The 18,479-nt window shown below is 66.9% G+C and carries 15 protein-coding genes and 2 pseudogenes; 10 read left to right on the top strand and 7 right to left on the bottom strand.

Annotated elements, in window-relative coordinates; translation table 11 throughout:
• Positions 1-14: 14 nt before the first annotated feature.
• The 5 genes from PKO50_RS18735 to PKO50_RS18715 all read left to right on the top strand — a co-directional run bounded on the left by PKO50_RS18735 (position 15) and on the right by PKO50_RS18715 (position 3,964).
• Positions 15-353 (top strand): nuclear transport factor 2 family protein, encoded by a 339-nt coding sequence (locus PKO50_RS18735; protein WP_275626909.1) that lies wholly within the window; start codon positions 15-17, stop codon positions 351-353.
• Complete coding sequence (locus tag PKO50_RS18730; RefSeq protein ID WP_275626908.1) at positions 338-544, top strand: hypothetical protein; 207 nt, start codon at positions 338-340, stop codon at positions 542-544. Before PKO50_RS18735 ends, PKO50_RS18730 begins: the two co-directional genes overlap by 16 nt.
• A gap of 96 nt (positions 545-640) precedes the next feature.
• Positions 641-1,885, top strand: a complete 1,245-nt coding sequence (locus PKO50_RS18725; RefSeq protein WP_109935897.1) for an MFS transporter — start codon at positions 641-643, stop codon at positions 1,883-1,885.
• Positions 1,886-2,662 carry an SDR family NAD(P)-dependent oxidoreductase gene (locus tag PKO50_RS18720; RefSeq protein WP_275626907.1) on the top strand — a complete coding sequence of 259 codons (777 nt, stop codon included), beginning with the start codon at positions 1,886-1,888 and terminating at the stop codon, positions 2,660-2,662.
• A gap of 87 nt (positions 2,663-2,749) precedes the next feature.
• Entirely contained in the window at positions 2,750-3,964 is a 1,215-nt protein-coding gene (locus PKO50_RS18715; RefSeq protein WP_109935899.1) for a multidrug effflux MFS transporter, read from the top strand.
• Between the two features lie 110 nt (positions 3,965-4,074).
• On the opposite strand, the pseudogene PKO50_RS18710 reads toward PKO50_RS18715, so the two are convergent.
• Positions 4,075-4,650, bottom strand: a pseudogene (locus PKO50_RS18710) (LysR substrate-binding domain-containing protein).
• A 169-nt stretch (positions 4,651-4,819) separates the two neighbouring features.
• Between PKO50_RS18710 and PKO50_RS18705 the strand changes: the two are divergent.
• Complete coding sequence (locus tag PKO50_RS18705) at positions 4,820-5,083, top strand: hypothetical protein (protein WP_275626906.1); 264 nt, start codon at positions 4,820-4,822, stop codon at positions 5,081-5,083.
• A 1,772-nt stretch (positions 5,084-6,855) separates the two neighbouring features.
• Here the strand turns inward: PKO50_RS18705 and PKO50_RS18700 are convergent.
• The 5 genes and pseudogenes from PKO50_RS18700 to PKO50_RS18680 all read right to left on the bottom strand — a co-directional run bounded on the left by PKO50_RS18700 (position 6,856) and on the right by PKO50_RS18680 (position 13,541).
• On the bottom strand, positions 6,856-7,848 hold the full coding sequence (locus tag PKO50_RS18700) for a cytochrome c peroxidase (RefSeq protein ID WP_275626905.1): 993 nt from the start codon (positions 7,846-7,848) through the stop codon (positions 6,856-6,858).
• Between the two features lie 79 nt (positions 7,849-7,927).
• Complete coding sequence (locus PKO50_RS18695; protein WP_275626904.1) at positions 7,928-10,759, bottom strand: secretin and TonB N-terminal domain-containing protein; 2,832 nt, start codon at positions 10,757-10,759, stop codon at positions 7,928-7,930.
• Positions 10,760-10,880: 121 nt separating this feature from the next.
• Positions 10,881-11,939, bottom strand: coding sequence for a FecR domain-containing protein (locus PKO50_RS18690; protein WP_275626903.1), 1,059 nt, complete (start codon positions 11,937-11,939; stop codon positions 10,881-10,883).
• The gene (locus tag PKO50_RS18685; RefSeq protein ID WP_109935903.1) at positions 11,929-12,444 is read right to left on the bottom strand and encodes a sigma-70 family RNA polymerase sigma factor; all 516 of its coding nucleotides are present in this window, start codon (positions 12,442-12,444) and stop codon (positions 11,929-11,931) included. The genes PKO50_RS18690 and PKO50_RS18685 overlap by 11 nt, the downstream gene beginning before the upstream one ends.
• A 171-nt stretch (positions 12,445-12,615) precedes the next feature.
• Positions 12,616-13,541, bottom strand: a pseudogene (locus PKO50_RS18680) (LysR substrate-binding domain-containing protein).
• A 135-nt stretch (positions 13,542-13,676) separates the two neighbouring features.
• Here PKO50_RS18680 and PKO50_RS18675 point away from each other — a divergent pair.
• Together PKO50_RS18675 and PKO50_RS18670 are read left to right on the top strand one after the other, a co-directional pair.
• A complete protein-coding gene (locus PKO50_RS18675; RefSeq protein WP_275626902.1) occupies positions 13,677-14,978 on the top strand; it encodes an FAD-binding oxidoreductase in 1,302 nt (433 codons plus the stop codon).
• Between the two features lie 43 nt (positions 14,979-15,021).
• Complete coding sequence (locus tag PKO50_RS18670; protein ID WP_109935906.1) at positions 15,022-16,110, top strand: polyamine ABC transporter substrate-binding protein; 1,089 nt, start codon at positions 15,022-15,024, stop codon at positions 16,108-16,110.
• Positions 16,111-16,205: 95 nt separating this feature from the next.
• Here PKO50_RS18670 and PKO50_RS18665 read toward each other — a convergent pair whose 3' ends face one another.
• The gene (locus PKO50_RS18665) at positions 16,206-16,373 is read right to left on the bottom strand and encodes a hypothetical protein (protein WP_275626901.1); all 168 of its coding nucleotides are present in this window, start codon (positions 16,371-16,373) and stop codon (positions 16,206-16,208) included.
• Between the two features lie 224 nt (positions 16,374-16,597).
• Between PKO50_RS18665 and PKO50_RS18660 the strand changes: the two genes are divergently transcribed.
• Positions 16,598-17,578, top strand: a complete 981-nt coding sequence (locus PKO50_RS18660) for a quinone oxidoreductase (protein ID WP_109935908.1) — start codon at positions 16,598-16,600, stop codon at positions 17,576-17,578.
• A gap of 10 nt (positions 17,579-17,588) precedes the next feature.
• Positions 17,589-18,437, top strand: coding sequence for a TauD/TfdA family dioxygenase (locus PKO50_RS18655; RefSeq protein ID WP_109935909.1), 849 nt, complete (start codon positions 17,589-17,591; stop codon positions 18,435-18,437).
• Positions 18,438-18,479 lie beyond the last annotated feature (42 nt).

Below are 18,479 nucleotides of genomic sequence, written 5' to 3'. Positions count from 1 at the left end.
AGAGAGGCAAGACCATGAAACTGAACAAGTTCGCCGCCGTACTCGCCGTCACCGCCATGGCCCTGGGTGCAATCGCCGGCGCATACGCCGCCGATGCCAGCGCGCCGGAGGAGGGACACGTGGTTGACCGGCAGAGCTTCGAGCACTACCTGGCGTTGTTCAACCAGAAGAACCCGGCTGCGTTCGAGAAGTACTACGCGCCCAACGTGCGTATGTCCAACGGCGGGCTGGTGTTCAACAGCATCCCGGAGGTGGAGGCGCACTACCGCAAGATCTGGGGGCGATGGACGAGAAGGTCAACCTCGAGGAGTTCCTCTTCGATGGCAAGACCCTCGCCGTGCAACTGCTCGTGACCTTCGACGTGCCAAGGGATGCGGCGAATACGCCGTTCGGCCCGCTGCGCAAGGGCGAACGCTTCCAGTTCCATGGGCCGATCTTCTACAAGCTCAACGACGAAGGTAAGTTCACCGACATCAAGGTCGGCTACTACAGCTTCAGCCGTACCACCGATGGCGTCACCCATTCCATGGGGATGCCGCACTAGCGCCTGCGGTTGCGGCGCGCCTTCGTCCCGGGTTCCCGGGCGAGGGCCGCCACCCCTGTCGACTCGATCTGATACAAGAACAAACCGGAGAGTCCGATGAGCTCATCCAGCCTGGCCCGTTCGCCGAAGGCGGCGCTGGCGACCTACCTGCTGCTGCTGGTCAACTGCCTGTCCCCCATGGCGGCTATCGTCATAGCACCGAGCCTGCCCCAGATGCAGGCGCATTTCGCCGACGTGCCCCACGTCGAGTTCCTGGTTCCGGTCGCATTGACCATTCCCGGCCTGCTGGTCGCGCTGCTCAGCCCGCTGGTGGGCGTGCTCGCCGACCGTTTCGGGCGCAAGCGCCTGCTGATCTGGGCAATCGTCGGCTACGGCGTGCTCGGCACTCTGCCGATGTTCCTGCAATCGTTGCATGCGATCATCGCCAGCCGTGTCGCGCTGGGCTGCGTGGAGGCGGTGATAGTGACCGTCAGCACCATGCTGATCGGTGACTACTACAGCGGTGCCCAGCGCCAGAAGTACCTGGCCCTGCAGACGACCTTCGCCTCGACCTCGGCGATCCTCTTCTTCATGATCGGCGGCGCCCTGGGCGAGTTGGGCTGGCGCGTGCCGTACGTGGTCTATTCGTTGCCATTGCTGCTGGCGCTGTTCTGCCAGTTGCTGCTGTGGGAGCCTCTGCCGGCGGAGCTGGCCCGGGCCGAGGAGGAAAGCCGTGGCGGCCCGCAGGTCTTCCGGCCCTACCTGCTGCTGGGTATCTGCCTGATCACCTTCGTCGGCGCGGTCGCCTTCATGGTCCTGCAGATCCAGATGGCCTACCTGCTGGCGGGCATCGGCGAGCACTCGCCACGCACCGCCGGCCTGATCGCCTCGGCCTGCAGCGTGATGATCGTCCTGGGCACCCTCTCGGTGCACCTGCTGGTGCGCCTGGGGCTGCGCACGCCGCATTGCCTGACACTGGCCTTCGGCCTGATCGCCGCGAGCTTCCTGCTGATTCCCGGCGTCCACGACAGCCGCGGGATGCTCGAGGTCGCCCTGGTCAACGGCCTGGGCTGCGGCCTGCTGCTACCGACGCTGGCCATCTGGAACATGCGCGAGCTGCCCTGGTTCCGCCGCGGCCTGGGAACCGGCATGTGGTACGGCAGCTACTGCCTCGGCATGTTCCTCAGCCCGATCCTGGTGGTTGCCCTGAGCCGCGCCAGCGGCGCGCTGCCGGTCACCGTGGGGTGGCTGGGCTGGGCCCTGGTGCCCGTCGTCCTGGCCGCCTTCGTCGCCTGCCTGTGCCGATACAAGCGCAAGAGATGCATCGTCCGCGTGGTGGCCCGCAACCTGGAGGACGCCTGAATGACCAAGGGACAACGTCTGGCCGGAAAGGTCGCCATCGTCACCGGTATCGGCAGCGGCATCGGCCAGGGCTGCGCCCTGCTGTTCGCTCGGGAAGGGGCGCGGGTGGTGGGGTGCGACATAGATGCCGCGGCCGCCGAGCGGACGCTGGCGATGGCCCGCGAACAGGGGCTGGAGCTGCTCAGCCTGCACCCCTGCGACCTGACCGAGCCGCAGGACACCAGGCGCCTGGTGGAGTTCGCCATTGCCAGCCACGGCGGCATCGATGTCCTGGTCAATGCGGCGGCGTTCGGTGCCTTCGCCTGGATCGAGGACATGGACTACCAGAGCCAGTGGCGGCGGACGCTGAGCGGGGAGCTGGACATCGTCTTCCTGCTCTGCCAGGCCGCCTGGCCTCATCTGAAGCGGCGCGGCGGCTCCATCGTCAACTTCGCCTCGGCCAATGCCTGGATGGCCCTGGAAGGCTCGCCGGCACTGGCCCACTGCGCTGGCAAGGGCGGCGTGCTGGCGATGACCCGGCAACTGGCCCTGGAGGGTGGGCCACACCGGATTCGCGCCAACAGCATCTCGCCCGGGCTGATTGAGACCAATGCCACCCGCGAGCACCTGGCGCGCGACCCCGCGTTCCTCCAGACCGCGCTCGACAAGCAGATGCTGCGCCAGCGCATCGGGCAGCCGGAGGACGTCGCCTGGGCCGCGCTCTACCTGGCCAGCGACGAGTCCGCCTGGGTCACCGGCAGCGACCTGAAGGTGGACGGCGGCGCCACCGCCGGATGACCCCTGGGGCGGGGGCCGGCTTGCGCCTCGCCCCGTTCCCGTAGGCCGCTCCAATCTCCATCGGATCCGCTACAAGGAAAACGCTGCATGCGGGCATCGGCAGATATCCGTTCACCCAACGCCGTCAGGCGCCTGATCGTCGTATTGGCGATGCTCGCCGCCTTCGCGCCCTTCGCCACCGACATGTATTTGCCCGCCTTCGCACAACTGGCTGCGCATTTCGGCTCCAGCCATGGCGGCATGGAGTCGACCTTGTCGCTGTTCTTCCTCGGCCTGGCGGTCGGGCAGTTCTTCTATGGCCCGCTGATAGACCGCTACGGCCGCCGCCTGCCATTGTTGCTGGGCGTGGTCCTGTTCCTCGGCGCCAGCCTCGGCTGCCTGCTGGCGCCGAGCCTGGAGGTGTTCAGCGGCATGCGTTTCGCCCAGGCGCTGGGCGGCTGCGCCGGCATGATCATTGGCCGGGCAATCGTCAGCGACCTGTTCGGCCCGCTGGAAAGCGCCCGGGTGCTGTCGCTGTTGATGTCGCTGATGGCCTTTGCGCCCATAGTCGCGCCGCTGCTTGGCGGGTGGATCCTGCTGTTCGCCGGCTGGCAGGCGATCTTCGTGTTCCTGCTGTCGTTCGCCGCCCTGTGCCTGGGGCTGGTGTGGCGATACGTGCCGGAAACCCTGGGGCCGCAGCGACGCAAGTCGATTCATCCGCTGGCCGTGGGGCGTGGCTACCTGGCGCTGTGCCGGACCCCGGCCTTCCTGATACCCGCCGTGGTCGGCGGCCTGGCGCAGGCCTGCATGTTCGCCTTCATCACCGGCTCGCCCAGCGTATTCATGGAGACCTTCTCTGTCAGCGAGCAGGCCTATGGATGGCTGTTCGGCCTCAATGCGCTGGGCCTGATCGTCGGCGCCCAGGTCAATCGGCAACTGCTGCGCCGCCATTCGATGGAACGCCTGCTGGGGCTGGCGCTCGGCTTGAACCTGGCTGCCGGGCTGGCGCTGGTCGCAGTGGCTGGCCTGGGCCAGCTGGCGCTACTGCTGTTGCCATTGTGGCTGTGCATCGCCTCGCTCGGGCTGATCGCCGGCAACGCCGCCGCCCTCGCCATGGGCGCCAGCGGCAGCCTGGCAGGGATGGGCTCGGCGCTCATAGGCATCCTGCAGTTCCTCTTCGCCTTTCTCGTCAGCAGCCTGGTCGCCGCCTTGCAGGATGGCACGGCGTACCCCATGTCTGTCGCCATGGCCGGGGCGGGGCTGCTGGCGACCGGGCTGTGGTTCATGGCACTGCGTTGTCGGTTGTGCCGGGCAAGGAGCTGATTGGCTTCTGATCGAGGGGGTGGCCGCTTGGCCGCGCCGACCAAACGCTGTGCGAATGCCTGGGAGCAAGCCAATCATCGTCCACGGGCTCTGGCAACCGGAGCGGGGTGCTACTCGATATCTCTGAAGCCGCGTAGCACTTCCAGGAAGGCTCGTAGCACCGGCGACTGATCACCCTTGCGGTACAGGCAGATCAGTTCGATGGTCGAGTCGCCGCGGCAATTCAGCGGACGGTAGATCACCCCCGGCAGGCGCAGGTTGACCGCTGCCCGCGGCACGATGCTCAGGCCCATGCCGCCACCGACCAGGGCGATGCTGGTGGTCACGTCGGTGACCTCGTGCGCCACCACCGGCTGAGCCCCGTAGCGCTCGAACATCTGCCGGATCTGCACCACCAGGCTGCCGCGCACGCCGCGCGGGTAGAGAATCAGCGGTTCTTCGAGAATCTCCTGCAGGTCGATGCTTTCCTGCTGCGCCAGCCGATGGCCTTCCCCCAGGGCCAGTATCAGCGGCTCCTGGCGTACCTCTTCCTGTGCGATGTCCGGTTACGCGGGAACCAGCCGATTGAAGCCGATGGTCAGGCGGCGCTCGCGCAGGGCCTGGATCTGCGCGTCCTTGTCCATTGGGTGCAGGGCGACCCTTACCTCGGGGTGGGCGCTGGTGAACCGCTTGAGCACCTGGGGCACCAGGTCCAGGATCGACGAGCCGAATATGCCGATGGCCAGGCCGCCTCGCTGCAGGGCCGCGGATGGCGCTAGGGAAGGGCGGGTTACGCACAATCCGATAGATGAGTACCGTTGCTGCCAGTCAGTAGGTTGATTGCTGGCACCAAGGAAGAGCTTTCAATTCAAGGAGATGTCTGTGTATCTAGGTGCTTTTGGATGGCTATTGCTTGCCATCGCTTTTTGCGTTCTCGGTGTCGTTCTCAACAAAAGCCGCTGGCATGAATGGGCGCTTGCTCTTGCCATTCCGGCCATTGCATCTGCGTTTGCCGCACTGATGACATTTCTCTTCGATCTTTCCCTGAAGTGGCAGTTGGTAACTGCTGTTGTGCCATTCGCTCTAATGTCGGTCTTTCTATTGTTCCACCTGAGGATTTGGCCGCGGAAATGGCACTGATTTTCTAAGTTTCCCCAGGCAGGTCTCTGCCGCTAAGCCATGCTCAGGCATTGCATACTGCGCGTAAGCGATATCTCGAGTTGGCTCGTAGACAGCACAGCACAGCACAGCACAGCAAGTGCATGCTGCAGCGTCGAGGGAGATACGGTCAGCTAGATGATGCGACGCATCCGCTGCGTCCGAGCCAACACATACGCCGACGGCCTTTTAGATGTCGAACAACGTGGCGAGGACGCACTCGCTTGGCAATTGTGCTGGCGACCCGTAATCCCACCATGCCGGAAGGTGGCGACATGACGGATGATGTGATGACCATCACCGACCCGCTGATCGGCCGGCCCTCAAGACCCGGTTTATCGCCAGTTTCTGCGGACCGCCTATCACGTCTGTCTGGCCTGGGGCCACGCCATTAAGTTCGAACACATCGGACTGCTCCTCGGCTGATCCAACCCACAACGACAACCAGGGGCTTCGGCCCCTGCATTGTTTCTGGAGAACTGCACGACTGGTAAATCAGAAGGACGCTGAGGCCCTGGTTGGTCAAGGCAATCGAACTGAGTGGGCTTGCTGTAGAGGAACTCGCCGCACTTTACAAGAAGTAGCGCAGTCATTGCCGAGGACTCGCACAGCTTCGTTATTGGCGTCACTGGCGTTGTCGGGATGATGCAAATAAACGACCTGCGCACTCTGGTAACGGGTGTTAGCAACATGACCACTCCCGTGGTGATCAACTCTACTGGTTTCAGCGATTACGTCAGAGGTGGGGCGGTCAACATCAGGCCGCAGACAGGCAGGGCCTAGGCAAGTCGATTGGCTTACTACTCGGACAAGGATAAGCGGCGTGGCGTCATGGCTGCGCAGTCCATCGAGTACTACCGCCAGTGCAGAATTAACGCTTGGCGCGCGGAATTTTGGAAGGTTCCAAAAGACCGTTCGTGGGGTAAGGACCATTCTGGCTGGGAGTCCGGTTGCGTGCGCAAGGGGTGTGGCAGTCTTTTTTATTGCAGAAAACGTGCAGGAGAAACCCTTCTAGCGGGAGTCGGTTGGTAGAAAACCATGAAGAACTGCTGAACCCCTTCGCCTGTAATTGGCGATAGATCGGGTGCAAAATTTCTTCATAGAAAAAGCAAAACCCCCAAGAGCTTGGCCGGCTCGCGGGAGTTTTCATCCACCCCATGTACAGACCATGAGGAGAGCGTGATTGGATGATAGTCGATCAAAGTTAGAGATTCACCCGAGAGAGGGGCTGAAAATGGATCTTGTCACTGACTGGTGGATTCGCGCCTGTATCGGCGTCGCTATTTTGCTGATTGCTCTTGGCTGCCTGGCGCTGGCAGTTACCCCTCTGGCGCAGGTCCTTCTCGGCCTATAGCCGTATAGACGGTCAGCAACGAATAAAGCCCGCCCTGAGCGGGCTTCGTCATTTCTAGAGTCCTATGAAACCACGGACGAGGGTTTGCTGCGCCCGTATCGTGGCCTGGCATCGTGGTGTGATTGGCTGTGTACCCGACTGACTTCATGATGAGCAACGGAACGGTCTACTCGATCGAGTCCGGTTACGAGTTCAGCGAGATGGACACCACCGACAGCATGTCGCCGTCGAGCGTGGACCTGAGCGGTATCCTGGATCACGGAATCATCCGGGAGGAATTGCCCATCGTCGTTTTCGACAATGCACTCCTACGTCTTCGCTACCTTCTGATGGTGCCCCTCGAAGATGAAGAACTGTTTGGCGTCATGATTCTCGGCAAGACCACTCTCACCGATGACACCTACAACGCCTGGAGAAAATCCAGCAATGCCTGCAGCTCCTGCGCATCCAGTTGCAAGGGCCTGAGCAGTGGCGAGGTCTTCGGGAACAGCGGGTCGTCCTTCTGCCGGGCCGTCGGCAGCGGGTGGAACATCCCGGCGTTGTACATGTTGAGGATGCCGCGCAGGTCGCCGAACAGGCCGTTGTGCATCCAGGGCCCGGTACGCGCGACCTGGCGCAGCGAGGGCGTGCGGAATGCGCCGACGTCCTCGGCGCGGCCGGTCACCCGGTAGCGGCCGAGGTCCTCGTAGCGGCGGCCGTAGTAGGTCAGGCCGAGGTTGTGGAAGCTGTCGTCGCTCAGGGCCTCGCCCTGGTGGCAGTTCAGGCAGCGCGCCTTGCCGCGGAACAGGTGCAGGCCATGCAGCTGGGTGTCGCTCAGCGCCTTGCCGTCGCCCAGCAGGAAGCGGTCGAGGGCGCCGCGCCGGGGCGTCAGGCTGCGCTGGTAAGCCGCCAGCGCCTTGCCCACTTGGGCGGCGTCGATCGGCGCGTTGCCGAAGGTGTCGGCGAAGGCCCGCGGATAGTCTGGGTGCGCGCGCAGGCGCTCGAGGAGCGGGTCGATGGCGAAGGCCATCTCCGCGGCGTCGACGATGGGCATCAGCGCCTGCTGCTCCAGGCTGCCGGCGCGGCCGTCCCAGAACAGGTTGGCGAAGTGGCCGGCCATGGCCGCGCTGGGGGCGTTGCGCGTGCCGGCCTGGCGGTCGTGGCCGAAGGACACGCGGCGGCCGTCGGCGAAGGCCAGGTCCGGCTCGTGGCAGGAGGCGCAGGCGATCTGCCCGGAGCGCGACAGCAACGGGTCGAAGAACAGCCGCTTGCCCAGGTCGACCTGGCGCTTGTCCTGGGCCGGCGGCGCGGACAGCGGCGCCAGCTCGCGCCAGGCCACGCCGGGGTCGACATGGGGCGCCGGCCACTGCGCAGCGGGCCGGCTGTAGACCTGGCGCAGGCAGGCGTAGTCCACCGGCTTCGCCTCCAGGCGCGTGGCGCAGTCCTCGCCGTGGGCCAGGCCGGCGAGCAGCAGCCCGGCGGCCAGCAGCGTCCTAGAAGCGATAGCCCACCTCCACCCAGAACTGGCGGCCGACCTCGTAGGTGGGGATGCCGGAGGTGCTGCTCACCGTGCTCACCGCGACCTTGTCGAGCACGTTGAACACGTCGAGGTTGACGAACACCGCCTGGTCCTTCGCCGTCGGCTGCTCCCAGGCCAGGCGCAGGTCCCAGGTGACCACGGCGCTCTGGCGCTTTTCTTCCCAGACGTCCACCGGGGTGCCCTGGTAGTCCACGCTGTCGCCGGTGTCGATGATCTGCCGGTAGCCGGCGCGGTAGCGCAGGAAGTTGCTCCAGGTGAGGTTGGCCCGGGGGATCTCGGTGATGGTGGTCAGGCGCGCGGTCCAGGGGCGGTTGAAGTTGTCCGCCGGGCGTTCGGAGTAGCGCATGAACTTGCCGTCGTACTGGATGATCGGGTCGGCCAGGTCGGCCTCGCTGACCGCCGTGGAGTAGTCGACGTTGGAACTGGTCACGTCGGTCCAGTCCAGGGCCAGCTGCAGCATGCTGCTTGTGCCGGCCAGCTCGAAACGGCGCTGCGGGGTGACGGTGAAGGTGAGGATGTCGCTCTCGCTGCTGCCGTCGTTGGTGTAGGTGTAGTAGCTGGTGCTCAGGTCGCCGCTGGCCGGCTGGCCGAGGTAGCGGCCCTGGGTGCGGATGATCTGGTCGCGGCCGTCGCGGTGCACGTACTTCAGGGCGAACTCGGTGTTCCAGGCCAACTGGCTGACGCCCAGGGTCCACTCGTCGTCGTAGGGGATGTCCAGCTGGTTGAAGCGGGTGTCGTTCAGGGTCCGCACCGGGGCGCCCCAGTCGGCGCCGCCGCTGGCGCGGGTCATCTTGTACTGCAGGGCGCTGCGGCCGTCGTACAGGCGGTAGGCGAACATGTTGCGCCCGTAGTAGCGGTTGGCGCCGGCGCTGAAGCGGGTGTGGCCGTCGCCGAACAGGTCGTACTCGGCGGCGAAGCGCGGCGCCAGGGTCTTCTTGTCCATGTAGTCGTCGCCGTCCAGGCGCAGGCCGGGGCGCAGGGTGAGGCGGCCGATGGCGATGCGGTCCTGGGCGTAGAGCGCCCAGGAGGTGGTGTCGAGCTCGATCTTGCCGGCTTCGTAGACGTTCAGCTGGGTGAACGCCTGGCCCTGGTTCTTGGGGAAGTAGGGTGCCGGGCTCAAAGAGCACCAGTCGGTTTCCACGCAGGCGTCGCTGCCCTTGAGCAGCGAGCCGTACTGGAATTCCTCCAGGCGCTCGTAGTAGGCGTTCTGCCGGGCCAGCTCCAGGCCGGTCTGCACTTCGTGCTCGCTGCCCAGCAGGTGCCAGGGATGCCAGTCGGCGTTGAGCTTGTAGGTCAGGCTGGTCTGGCGCTGCTCGATGTCGCCGTAGTTGCCCTCGGAGCTGAGCATCGTGGAACTGGTGGCGTTGGGCGCGCTCCAGTTCTTCTCCGGCGACCAGCGCCAGCCCTTGTAGTAGTTGGTCTGGCTGTCGCGGGAGTTGTCCAGGCGCGACCAGCCGAAGGTCTGGGTGACGTTGGCCAGCGAGGCGTCCCAGATCGCCCGCAGGCTGGCCTGGTAGCCGCCGGACTCGATGTCGAGCATGGAGTCGCGGCCGTTGACGATGAAGTAGCGGTTGTCCTGCGGCGCGTAGGTCAGCGCGCCCTCGAAGGCGAGGTCGTCGCGGGCCTGCCAGACGCCCTTGAGGTAGTAGTTGTCGATGCGCCGGGTCTGGTCCTTGTCGACGCCCTCGGCCGGGTCGCTGTAGTTGGCGTTGTAGCCCTTGAGCGGAATGGTCGAGCGCTTGGAGGAGTAGTTCAGAAGCAGGCCGAAGTCGTCGGTGACGTGGCCTTCGAGGGTGCTGCGCAGCACCAGCTTGTCGAATTCCGGCTGGTTGAGGTAGCTGGTGGAGTCCTCGAAGCTCTGCTGGTCGCGTTCGTCGATGTGGTAGCGCGTCCACTCCGAGCGGCTGACCTGGGCCGAGACCTTGCCGTGCAGCTCCTGGGTGGGCTGCCGGGTGTTGGCCTCGATCACCCCGCCGTTGAAGCCGCCGTAGGCGGCCGGCACGTTGCTGTCGAGCACCGTCACCGAGTCGAGCAGGTCGGTGTCCAGGGCCAGGCCCTGGCTGCGCCCGGGCACGTCGGTCATGTTGCTGGCGCTGCCGGCGTCGGCGGCCGGGTTGATGTCGTTGTTCATGCTCACGCCGTCGACCAGGAACAGGTTCTGCCAGTACTTGGCGCCGTTGATGCTGACGTTGGCCGGGTCGATCTCGCCGGGCGTCTTGCTGCTCAGCTGGGCGTCGTCGAACTGCACGTTGGGGTCCATCTTCAGCAGGCTGGTGATGTCGCCGTTGCCGGCCGGCATGCGCTCGATCAGCTCGCGGTCGAAGCTCATCGCACCCTGGAAGTCCTGTTCGCGCGTGGCGCGCACCCAGACGTCGGCGGTGGGGATGGCATGGCTGAGGTCGACGCGGAACAGCGACACCAGGTTCGGCTCGCCGTAGCGCCAGTGCAGGCCGCTGCCCTGCAGCAGCTGGTTGAGGGCGTCCCAGGCGCTCATCTGGCCGGACACCGCCTGGCTGCGCAGGCCTTCCAGCAGTTCGCTGTCGGCGCTGACCTGCAGGCCGCTCTGCTGGCCGAAGACGAGCAGGGCGGTGGCCAGCCGTTGCGCGGGAATCTCGAAGCGCTGCTTGCGCTCCAGTGGCGCGTCGTCGTCCTGGGCCGGGGCATCGGCCAGGGCGGGCAGGGACGCGAGGGGGACGAGGCACAGCAGGCCGATGCCGCCGAGTCGGCGCAGGGGCAGGTAGAAACGGCCGCGGCCGTGGGCCACGGACTTCCCGTTCAGATTCATGGAGCGCTGTCTCCGAAAGGCGCGCGAAGGCGCCATGTGCAGTTGATAACGACTATCAGTCGTGTTCAGCGCTCAATGACGTAAGTGAGGGGGCGATTTTTCAATCGCCGAATGAAATTTCTTACTTTCCTGGATGTACCGACAGCCACAGCGGGCCCCAGCCGCCCACTTCGCCGCCGAAGGGCCGGACCATGGCCTGCAGTGCGCGGCGTGGATCGCGCAGGTCGTAGATGCCGGTGACGCGCTTGCCGGCGAAGGCCTGTTCATCCACCAGCAGCACGCCCGGGTAGTTGCGCCGCAGTTGCTCCAGCAGGTCGAGCAGCGGTGTGTCGTTGGCCAGCAACTGGCCCTGGCGCCAGGCGCCGATCTGTCCGGCGGGCACCTTCTCCTGGCGCACCTGCCCGTCGGGCACCTCGACCCGCAGCCGGTCACCGGGGCCCAGCTGGCGCGGCGGCAGGCCACGGGGCGGCTGGACGCGCACCGAACCGCGCGCCACCGCTACCTCCCAGGCCTGCCCCTCGGCACGGACGTCGAAGGCCGTGCCGGTCACCACCACCGTGCCGCCACCGGCCTCGACGCTGAAGGGGCGCGCGCTGTCGTGGGCGACGTCGAAGAAGGCCTCGCCCTGCACCAGGCGGACCTGCCGCTGGTTGCCGCTGAACGCCAGCTCCAGGCGGCTGCCGGCGGCGAGCGATACCTGGCTGCCATCGGGCAGGCGCAGTTCGCGGTTGGTGCTGGCGCTGAAGCGGTTGGGGTCCTCCGGCTGGAGGGTCCAGGCGAGCATGCCCAGCAGCAGCGAGGCCGCCAATGCCTGCGGCCAGCGCTTGCGCCGCCGGGGCTGGGGCCTTGGCGCCACAGGCGCGGCCTGGGGCGCCAGCGCTTGCGCCGATGCGCTTTCGGCGGGCATGCCGCTGAGCTGCCAGGCCCGCCCGAGCTGGCGCAGCGCCCGGGCGTGGCGCGGGTCGGCCTCGGCCCAGGCGCGGCAGGCGCGGCGCAGTTCCATCGAGCCCGGCGCTTCGCGCAGGCGCATCAGCCAGTCCATGGCCTGCTGCCAGACCGGGTCATCGTCCCGGGGCGGGTGTCGCTCGTCGGTCTCGCTCACGCAGTCCTGCTCATCCATGGGGTAGGAGGGCGCCATTGTCGGGCGCTTGCGCCTGCGGCGCCAGGTTTCATTGTCCATCGTCGGTCAGGCTCCGTGCACAGTGGCCGAGGGCCTGGCGCACCAGGTTGTGGACCATCCCCACGGAAAGCCCCAGCTGGTCGGCGATGGCCTGCAGGGTAAGGCCTTCCAGGCGGTACAGCTCGAACACCCGTCGCGTACGCTCGGGCAACTCGCCGAGCGCGCGGTGCACGCGCTGCAATTCCTCGCGCTGCAGCGCGATCTGTTCCGGCGAGGGGCGCTGGTCGCTGAGGAAATCGAAGAAGTCATCGTCTGCCGCCTGCTGTTCCCCATGCAGTGGCCGGCGCACGAAGTCCAGCGCCAGGTTGCGCACGATGCGGTACAGGTAGGCGCTGGGCTGGTGCAGTTGGGCGACGTTCATCTCCGCGCTGGCGAAGCGCAGCCAGGCCTCCTGGACGACGTCTTCGGCGTGCGCCCGGCAACCGACGATGGGCGTGGCGTAGGTGACCAGCGCGGTACGGTGGGTAAGGAACAGCTGCAGCTTGTGTTGGCCTGGGTCTGTCACGGTGCCGGGTGTCTGACGGTCGCGAGGGGAGGGGTTAGGCGTATATGCGAATAATTATCATCTCAATAAATGGCGGCAAGCGCCAGTGAGGGTGGGTGGCAGGCGCACCCACCAGGTTTTTTCGCAGCCGGGGCCGTCCACCTGGCCCCGGAACGACATGGGCGTGCCGGATCAGCCGGCCCGATCCCCCTGCGCCTGCCCCGTCGTCTGTTCGAGCTGCTCCTCGAACCAGTTCAGCACGGCCTGGCACGCGGGGTGTTTCACGCCGCTGTCGCGTAGCCAGAGCGCGTACACGCCGCCGGTTCGCAGGGCCTCGCCGAAGGGGACGACCAGGTCGCCGCGCGCCAGGGCGTCGTGGGCCAGGACCTTGTCGGTCATGGCCACGCCCAGGCCCCGGGCCGCGGCGTCCAGCGCCAGGTCGTCGAGGTTGAAGAGGATGTGCTTGTAGCTGCGCTCGGCCAGGTCCTGCTGGGCCTGCAGCCAGAGCGTCCATTCGTGGCGGCCGGTGGAGCCGTGGATCAGGGCGTGGCCGGCCAGTTCGTCGAGCGAGCGTGGCGGCGCCAGGCCGCCGCTGAGCTGCGGGGCGCAGACGGGGATCAGGTATTCGTCGAACAGCGGCGTCAGCGGGCGCTCGTCCAGGCCGCCGGGCAGGTAGAGCACGTAGGCGTCGCAGTCGCCGCCGGTGTCCACCGTCTCGCCGCTGACGGTCTCGATGGACAGGCACAGGCCGGGGTTGACGGCATAGAACGAGCTCAGCCTGGGCAGCAGCCAGCGCACCGCCAGCGACACGAAGATGCGGATGCGGAACGGCCGGTCCTGGGCGGCGGCGCCAGGCGCTGCTCCAGTGCGCGCAATGCCTTGAGCATCTCCCGGGCGACCTCGTACACCTCCCGCCCGTGGGCGGTCAGCGCCACCTTGCGGCTGGTGCGTTCGAACAGCGCCGTCTGGTAGTGCTCCTCGAGCTGCTGCACCTGCCGGCTGATGGCGCTCTGGGTCAGGTGCAGCTGCCGGGCGGCTTCGGTGAAGTTGCTGGTATCGGCGACCCGAACCAGGGCCTGCAGCGCCTGCAGCGAGGGAACGCGAAGCATGTTATCCATGCGAATTCCGAATTGATGGATGAATTTTTAACGTTAGAACCTGGCCATGTCTGCCCGTAGATTAAGGCCATGCGGCGCATTCATGGGGTTATTGCCAATAACGCCTGCGCATCGATTGTGAAGGAGTGAAAGGCAATGAACAACCACTGCGGCTGGATCGCGCTGGCCGGCGAATCTCCCGTGCGGCCGCGCCTGGAAGGCGCCCACAAGGCCGACTGGCTGATCATCGGCGGCGGCATCACCGGCCTCTCGGCGGCGCATGCCCTGGCGAGCCGCTTCCCGTCGCAGCGCATCGTCCTGCTCGACCGCCAGCGGGTTGCCCAGGGCGCCTCCGCGCGCAACTCCGGCTTCGTGGTCAGCCACGAGCTGCCCGGCGCCGGCGAATTGATCGGCGCCCCGGGGTTCGCCGCCTACCAGGTGGCTTCGCGCATCGGCGCCGAGGCCGGCAAGGAGGTGCGCCGGCGCATCGCCGAGCTGGGCATAGCCTGTGAACTCAGCGACGACGGCTACCACTTCGCGGTGCATGAGCCGGCGCACCTGCAGCAGGCCGAACGGGCCGTGGAAACCCTGCAGGCGGTCGGCGCCCAGGCGCGCTATTTCGAGGGCGATGCCCTGCAGAAGCGCCTGGGCACGGCGTTCTATGCCCGGGCCATCCATTGCGCCGGGGGCAACGGGCTGCTGCAGCCGGCGCGCTACGTCAAAGGCCTGGCCGACAGCCTGCCGGAACAGGTGGCGGTGCATGAAAACAGCGCCGTGACCGACCTGCGGCGCCTGCCGGGCCGGGGCTGGAAGGCGCGCACCTCGGTCGGCGAGGTGGAGGCCGCGCAGGTCCTGGTCTGCGTCGGCGCCTTCCTGCCGCGGGTGGGGCTGCGGCGCAGCGGCACCTTCGCGCTGGAACTGAGCGCCAGCATCACCCGCCCGCTGACCGAAGAACACTGGCAGTCGCTGTTCGACGAGCAGGGCTGGGGCGTGCTCTCGACCCTGCCGGGCGGCTGCACCCTGCGCCTGCTGCCGGGGCGCCGCCTGATGATTCGCAACACCGTCGAGTACCGCCAGCGCGACCTCGACGCCGGCGAACTGGCCGTGCGCCAAGGCGAGCACCTGCGGGGGCTGCAGAAGCGCTTCCCGGGTATCCAGGCGCAGGACCTCGAATACACCTGGACCGGCCACCTGAGCGGCACCCGCTCCGGCGAACCCTATTTCGCCCGGGTCGACGAGGGGCTGCACGCGGTCGCCGGCTGCAACGGCTCCGGTGTCGCCCGCGGCACCCTGTGGGGCCGCCTGCTGGTGGAGATGGCCAGCGGCATCGACTCACCCCTGCTCGGCGACGTGCTCAGCCAGGCCCGGCCCGGCTACCTGCCGCCCAGGCCCTTCTTCGACATCGGCGCCAGCGTGCGCATGGCCTGGGAAGTCCACCGGGCGAGAAACGAACGCTGACCCCGCGATTCACAGGCCACAGCCAAAACAAGAGAGGAAGCAGATGATCAAGCGCACCTGTGCCGCCATGTTCTCGATGGCGTTGCTCGCCGGCACCGCCCAGGCGGAGGAAACCGTCAACATCGCCAACTGGAGCGGCTACATCGCCGACGACACCCTGGCCACGTTCACCCAGCGTACCGGCATCAAGCCCACCTACGACGTCATCGACAGCAACGAGACCACCGAAGCCAAGCTGATGACCGGCGGCAGCGGCTACGACCTGGTCAGCCCGTCCAGCCACTTCCTGCCGCGCCTGATCAAGGCCGGCGCCATCCAGGCGCTGGACAAGAGCAAGCTGCCCAACTGGAACAACCTCGATCCCAAGGTGATGCAGATCCTCGCGGCCAGCGACCCGGGCAACCAGTACGCGATCCCCTACATGTGGGTGACGGTGGGCATCGGCTACAACGCCGACAAGGTCAAGGCAATCTTCGGCAATACCGACGTGACCCAGTCCTGGCAGTTGCTGTTCGACCCGCAGAACATCAAGAAGCTCAGCCAGTGCGGCGTGGCCTTCCTCGACAACCCGACGCAGATCGTCTCCATCACCCTCAAGGTCCTGGGCCTGGACCCGCACAGCCAGAACCCCGAGGACCTGAAGAAGGCCGAGGCGGCGCTGCTGGCCATCCGTCCCTACATCCGCTACTTCCACCAGTCCAAGTACGTCAGCGACCTGGCCAACGGCAACATCTGCGTGGCCATCGGCTTCAGCGGCGACGTGCTGCAGGCCATGAGCAGCGCGCACCAGGCGGGGAACGGCATGAACCTGGGCTACAGCATCCCGCGCGAGGGCTCCACCGTGGCGATCGACACCGTGGTGATCCCCAGGGACGCGCCGCACCTGGCCAACGCCTACGCCTACATGAACTACCTGCTCGAGCCCAAGGTGATCGCCAACATCAGCAACGCGGTGAAATACCCCAACGGCAACGCCGCCGCGCTGCAGTACGTCGACCCGGCGCTGCGCGACAGCCCGGCGGTCTACCCGCCGAAGGAAGTCCTCGACAGCCTGTTCCCGATCCAGACCCTGTCGCCGGCCGGCATGCGCCTGAGCACGCGGCTGTGGACGCGGGTGACCAGCGGCAAGTGACGGGGCCCCGCAGCACCGGGCATGGCGGCTGAAACCAGGCCGCCATGCGCTGCGTTGCCCAGCTGCGGTATGGGTGCAGGTCCACGGGAATTCACCTACATGGACTGCCGCAGGTCCATCAACGCCTGCTGGCTCACCTGCAGGGCGCCTTCGTGGGGGCGGTCGAGGTCCGCGATCAGCCCGATGACGATGGAGAAGGTCAGCGCCACCGCCACCTCGGCGAGCGAGCGGCTCGTGCGCGAGAGGCCGGCGTGGTAGCCCATGGCGTTGGCCTCGTCGAGGACGACCTGCCGGCGCGTATCGAAGCGTTCGGCCGCCAGCGGTGGGGCGGCGAGGGGCCTGCGGTCGGCTCGACAGCTGGCTTCGTGCCCCTGTCATGAAATGCGAATTGCCTGTCGTGCCATGTGAAGCAGCCAGCAGGCCCCCTGCCTAGAGTCCGGTCCATGGGCGAGTGCCCAGCAGAACAATGCAGACTGGAGAATCCGGCATGGCCAAGGCCGTACGCTTTTACGAGACAGGGGGCCCCGAGGTACTTCGCTTCGAGGAGGTGGAGGTCGGCGACCCCGGCCCCGGGCAGGTGCGCATCCGCCACGTGGCGGTAGGCCTGAACTACGCGGACACCTATTTCCGCAACGGCACCTACCCGGTGCCGCTGCCCTCGGGCATGGGCGTGGAGGCCGCCGGGGTGGTGGTGGCGGTGGGCGAGGGCGTGGCCAACGTGGCGCCCGGCGACCGCGTCACCTACACCGGCTTCGTCAACACCCTCGGCGCCTACGCCACCGAGCGCCTGGTGCCGGCCGCGCCGCTGATCCGCCTGCCGGAGAACATCGCCTTCGAGACCGCCGCGGCCATGACCATGCGCGGCCTCACCTCGGCCTACCTGCTGCGCCGCATCCACTACTTCGAGCCGGGCGACAGCGTGCTGCTGCACGCGGCGGCCGGCGGCGTCGGCCTAATCGTCGCGCAGTGGGCCAGGCTGCTGGGGCTGAACGTGATCGGCACCGTGTCCAGCGCGGCCAAGGCCCAGATCGCCTATGACCACGGTTGCGCCCACGTCATCAACTACGCCGAGGAAGACGTCGCCAGCCGCGTGCGCGAGCTGACCGACGGCCGCGGCGTCGACGTGGTCTTCGACAGCGTCGGCAAGGACACCTTCATGGCCTCGCTGGATTCGCTCAAGCGCCGCGGCCTGATGGTCTGCGTCGGCACCGCCTCCGGGCCTATCCCGGCCTTCGACCCGGTGCTGCTGGCGATGAAGGGCTCGCTGTTCCTCACCCGCCCGGCGCTGGCCGACTACATCGCCGACCCGCTGGAGAAGCAGGCGCTGCTGGACGAGCTGTTCGGCCACGTCGGCAACGGCGACATCCGCATCGAGATCAACCAGCACTACGCGCTGGAGGACGCCGTGCAGGCGCACCGCGACCTGGAAGCGCGCAAGACCACCGGTTCATCCATCTTCGTCATCTGAGGACCTGGCCATGCACGTGGAACGACTGACCTGCAGCATCGGCGCCGAAATCTCCGGGGTGAACCTGGGCGACGCCTCACGGGACGCCGACCTGTTCGCCGAGATCCGCCGCCTGCTGCTCGAACACAAGGTGCTGTTCCTGCGCGACCAGGACATCAGCCGCGCCGAGCACGTGGCCTTCGCCCGCCGCTTCGGCGAGCTGGAGGACCACCCGGTGGCCGGCAGCGACCCGGAGCACCCGGGCCTGGTGCGCATCTACAAGAACCCCAACCAGCCCAACGACCGCTACGAGAACGCCTGGCACACCGACGCCACCTGGCGCGAGATCCCGCCCATGGGCTGCGTGCTGCGCTGCGTGGAGTGCCCGCCGGTGGGCGGCGACACCCTGTGGGCGAACATGGCCCTGGCCTATGCGAACCTGCCCGCGGAGATCAAGGAGAAGATCGCCGACCTGCGCGCGCGCCACAGCATCGAGGCGAGCTTCGGCGCGGCCATGCCGATCGACAAGCGCCTGGCGCTCAAGGCGCAGTACCCCGACGCCGAGCACCCGGTGGTGCGCACCCACCCGGAAACCGGCGAGAAGGTGCTGTTCGTCAACGCCTTCACCACCCACTTCAGCAACTACCACACCGCGCAGAACGTGCGCTTCGGCCAGGACGCCAACCCCGGCGCCGGCGACCTGCTGCGCTACCTGGTGAGCCAGGCCTACATCCCCGAGTACCAGGTGCGCTGGCGCTGGAAGAAGAACAGCGTGGCGATCTGGGACAACCGCTGCACCCAGCACTACGCAGTGATGGACTACCCGCCCTGCGTGCGCCAGATGGAGCGCGCCGGGATCATCGGCGACAAGCCGTACTGAGCCGGGCCGCGCGCCCGACGTCGATCCGACAAGAACAATCCG

The sequence above is a fragment of the Pseudomonas sp. 273 genome (assembly GCF_029201425.1).
GTDB lineage: Bacteria > Pseudomonadota > Gammaproteobacteria > Pseudomonadales > Pseudomonadaceae > Pseudomonas > Pseudomonas delhiensis.
The sequence above is the reverse complement of the archived record's forward strand: the minus strand, read 5'-3'. Positions and strand labels throughout refer to the sequence as shown.

Bases quoted from the DNA above. Each gene is read 5' to 3' on its own strand.
- PKO50_RS18660 (WP_109935908.1), top strand. From the start codon at position 16,598: ATGGCCAAGGCCGTACGCTTTTACGAGACAGGGGGCCCCGAGGTACTT.
- PKO50_RS18725 (WP_109935897.1), top strand. From the start codon at position 641: ATGAGCTCATCCAGCCTGGCCCGTTCGCCGAAGGCGGCGCTGGCGACC.
- PKO50_RS18715 (WP_109935899.1), top strand. From the start codon at position 2,750: ATGCGGGCATCGGCAGATATCCGTTCACCCAACGCCGTCAGGCGCCTG.
- PKO50_RS18670 (WP_109935906.1), top strand. From the start codon at position 15,022: ATGATCAAGCGCACCTGTGCCGCCATGTTCTCGATGGCGTTGCTCGCC.
- PKO50_RS18655 (WP_109935909.1), top strand. From the start codon at position 17,589: ATGCACGTGGAACGACTGACCTGCAGCATCGGCGCCGAAATCTCCGGG.
- PKO50_RS18690 (WP_275626903.1), bottom strand. From the start codon at position 11,939: ATGGACAATGAAACCTGGCGCCGCAGGCGCAAGCGCCCGACAATGGCG.
- PKO50_RS18695 (WP_275626904.1), bottom strand. From the start codon at position 10,759: ATGAATCTGAACGGGAAGTCCGTGGCCCACGGCCGCGGCCGTTTCTAC.
- PKO50_RS18675 (WP_275626902.1), top strand. From the start codon at position 13,677: ATGAACAACCACTGCGGCTGGATCGCGCTGGCCGGCGAATCTCCCGTG.
- PKO50_RS18720 (WP_275626907.1), top strand. From the start codon at position 1,886: ATGACCAAGGGACAACGTCTGGCCGGAAAGGTCGCCATCGTCACCGGT.
- PKO50_RS18705 (WP_275626906.1), top strand. From the start codon at position 4,820: ATGTCTGTGTATCTAGGTGCTTTTGGATGGCTATTGCTTGCCATCGCT.
- PKO50_RS18665 (WP_275626901.1), bottom strand. From the start codon at position 16,373: ATGGGCTACCACGCCGGCCTCTCGCGCACGAGCCGCTCGCTCGCCGAG.
- PKO50_RS18735 (WP_275626909.1), top strand. From the start codon at position 15: ATGAAACTGAACAAGTTCGCCGCCGTACTCGCCGTCACCGCCATGGCC.